Consider the following 2,814-nt stretch of genomic DNA (forward strand, 5'->3'; position numbering starts at 1 on the left):
CCCCTGCCCCCTGTTCCCTGTTCCCTTTCTCGAATTAAATAGTAAAGAGGATTAAAAAATGCTGGCTTATCTTCTAGCGTTGGTAATCGGTTTTGGCAGTCTCGCCATTTATCTATCAGCCTTCTTTTTTCCAGAAATCCATCGCAAGAATGATTTCATCTGGAGTGGCGTTGGGTTATTCTACGCTTTAGTATTATGGATTTTTGCACCTCGAATTACTGGGGGGCTGTTACTGGGTCATGTAGCTAGTGTGGCACTGTTGGTATCGTTTGGCTGGCAAACTCTCTCATTACGGCGACAACTTGCTCCCGCAGGACAACAAACTCCTCTCCCCAGTCCTGAGCTAATTAAGATTAGTCTCCAATCGCAAATGTCAAAGTTTTCTGTGAAAGAGAAATTTGGACAGTTATCAAGCTTCGTTACTGGTGTATTTGGTGGTGCTAAAGCGAAGATACAGCAGACTGTGAATAAAAAGCCTGTGATCAAAACTGCTGAGGAGATTTTGCAAACAACTCCAACTGAAGCAACGCCACCGTCAGTATTACCAGATGAGTCGGTAACTGCTACCCCAGCAATTACAACTGAAAGTTTATCAGCGGATACTTTTTCTCAATCTCCTATTTTGGAAGTGGTAGAAGTAGCACCAACTCCACCCACTGTTATGGAGGAAGAACAGGTAATTCCGCCAACAGCACCGGAAACTGTGGTAGAGATCACTCAAACTGAGGTGGTGATTTCCGAGTCATTTATCACAGGAGAAACCGAAACTGTGATGGAGATCACTCAAACTGAGGTGGTTATTGCCATAGAAGAAACTAGCGAAACGGCAGATGCACCAGAAATAAGTTCCCCAAATCCAGTGACATCAGAGTTATTAGCCGCAGAAGCAGCCGACAAGTCTGATATGACCATTGAGGAAGTTAAACCAGTTGGGGAAGCATTGCCAGAACAAATCCCACTAAATAAACCAGTCGAGGAGTAATTAAGAGGATTTACGCTGCTGATTCTAATAAATCAAAGGAATCTGGGTAGTTTATGATACTGCTGCCGCTGGATTAAGTCCCAATTGGGATAATAAACGGTCAATATCAAAATGCTCAGACATAAGAGAGCGAATGCACTCTATTTTAATTGGTTCATGAACACGAACTTGACCAAAGGTGCGATCAATTATCTCTACTGTGGTGAGAGTGTCTAAATCCACGGATAAAATCGGGATTTCTAACTCTTCAGCGCGGTTGAGGATAAAGGCAGGGGGTGGTAGTTGTCCAGTCAGGATGAGGCATTGAGTAGATGTTTCTAAGGCTGCTTGTTGAATTTCAACGCGATCGCCTCCTGTCACTACTGCCATATTCTGACGTTTGCGGAAGTATTTGACGGCGGAGTTGACGTTCATTGCCCCAATGGCTAGACTTTCGACTAATAAATCTAGGCGATCGCTCCGACAAAGAACTTCCGCGTTTAACTGCTTGACTAATTCCCCAACGCTGACACTGCGAAGGACATCACTTTTGGGCAATGTTGCTAGGACAGGAATATCCTGTTTTTCTAGGAATGGACGTAAGAGTGTGTGAACTAACTCTAATTGTTCGTGAGGGACTTCGTTAATGACGACACCCATTAACCGTTTGCCTAATTGCTGTTTAGCAAATAATAACGCCTCGACAGAAGTTAGTGATTGATAACGGCTAATTAACAGTACAGGAGCATCTAATTTTTCTGCTAATTCTAGTAAGGACAATCCAAATAAATTTCCTTCTGATAAGTTAGCAGGCCCTTCTAAGATTACCAAATTACTCTTTGGTATTTGTGAATACTTTTGTACTAGTAACTCTTGATAGTTAGTTGTATCTTCTCGCTGTAAGCGTTTCTGGACAGTAATTTCATCCAAAGATAATAAAGTGGGAGCAATGCGGTTGTCTGGCAGGTTAAGGTTATGAGTAATGAACTGGACATCTTCTTCAACTACTGTTCCCGCAGATGTCTTGACAAAATTACCCAAAGGTTTGCCATAAGCAATGTCCAAACCTTTTTGTTTTAGCTGATGAGACAAACCTAAAACTGTTGCAGATTTGCCACTGTAAGCTTCAACTGATCCAACCAGCAAGTATTTAGCAAGTGTTGGCACGTATGCACTCCTAATTTCAAAAGTTTGTACAACTCAGCTAGGTGTCTACTAATTTTAGTGCAATAGGCGGAAGGTAAATAGCAATAGCTATCCTAATTGCCTGAATTTTCAAAATTAAATGGGAATAAATCTAGCTGTGGTAGCTATTGTAGCGATTTTGATAGTCCCAATTAATAAAGTAATCCTAATTGTGATAGCCTCATCATTCTTAAACTCGCTTGTATTTGTCAAGTGCTGCTGTAAGCAATTTGCCTAATCACCACCGAAGAACAACACGCGATCGCATTACCGACTTTAACCTTTTTTGTGCTATACAGGAAATATTAAACAGAATTTTCTAAATAGTTATGGCTGCAAAATACTTTAATCCTTATACAGATTTCGGTTTTAAGAAACTGTTCGGTGAGGAAGGCAGTAAAGATTTACTCATGGATTTTCTCAACCAACTTCTACCAATACATCATCAAATTCAACAATTAACCTTTAAAAATTCAGAAAATCTAGCTGATACCATAGCAGAACGTAAAGCCATATTTGATATTTATTGCGAAAGTAAAACTGGTGATAAGTTTATTGTGGAAATGCAAAAAGCAAAAATCAAGCATTTCAAAGATAGAGCCTTATTTTATTCCACATTTCCCATTCGTGAACAATCGGAAAAAGGTGATTGGAATTTCTTTTTACTA

At 40.3% G+C, this 2,814-nt stretch carries 3 protein-coding genes; 2 read left to right on the plus strand and 1 reads right to left on the minus strand.

Going from position 1 to position 2,814, the window contains the following annotated elements:
- The first annotated feature begins 58 nt into the window (after nt 1-58).
- A complete protein-coding gene (locus PN450_RS24020) occupies nt 59-982 on the plus strand; it encodes a Ycf66 family protein (RefSeq protein WP_417033733.1) in 924 nt (307 codons plus the stop codon).
- A gap of 51 nt (nt 983-1,033) precedes the next feature.
- Here the strand turns inward: PN450_RS24020 and PN450_RS02535 are convergent, their stop codons facing one another.
- On the minus strand, nt 1,034-2,128 hold the full coding sequence (locus PN450_RS02535) for a phosphotransacetylase family protein (protein WP_271835329.1): 1,095 nt from the start codon (nt 2,126-2,128) through the stop codon (nt 1,034-1,036).
- Between the two features lie 347 nt (nt 2,129-2,475).
- On the opposite strand from PN450_RS02535, the gene PN450_RS02540 reads away from it, so the two are divergent.
- Nucleotides 2,476-2,814: Rpn family recombination-promoting nuclease/putative transposase (locus PN450_RS02540; protein ID WP_271835330.1), on the plus strand; the 339-nt coding region annotated here is incomplete at its 3' end.

This window comes from Dolichospermum lemmermannii CS-548 (genome assembly GCF_028330815.1).
GTDB lineage: Bacteria > Cyanobacteriota > Cyanobacteriia > Cyanobacteriales > Nostocaceae > Dolichospermum > Dolichospermum lemmermannii.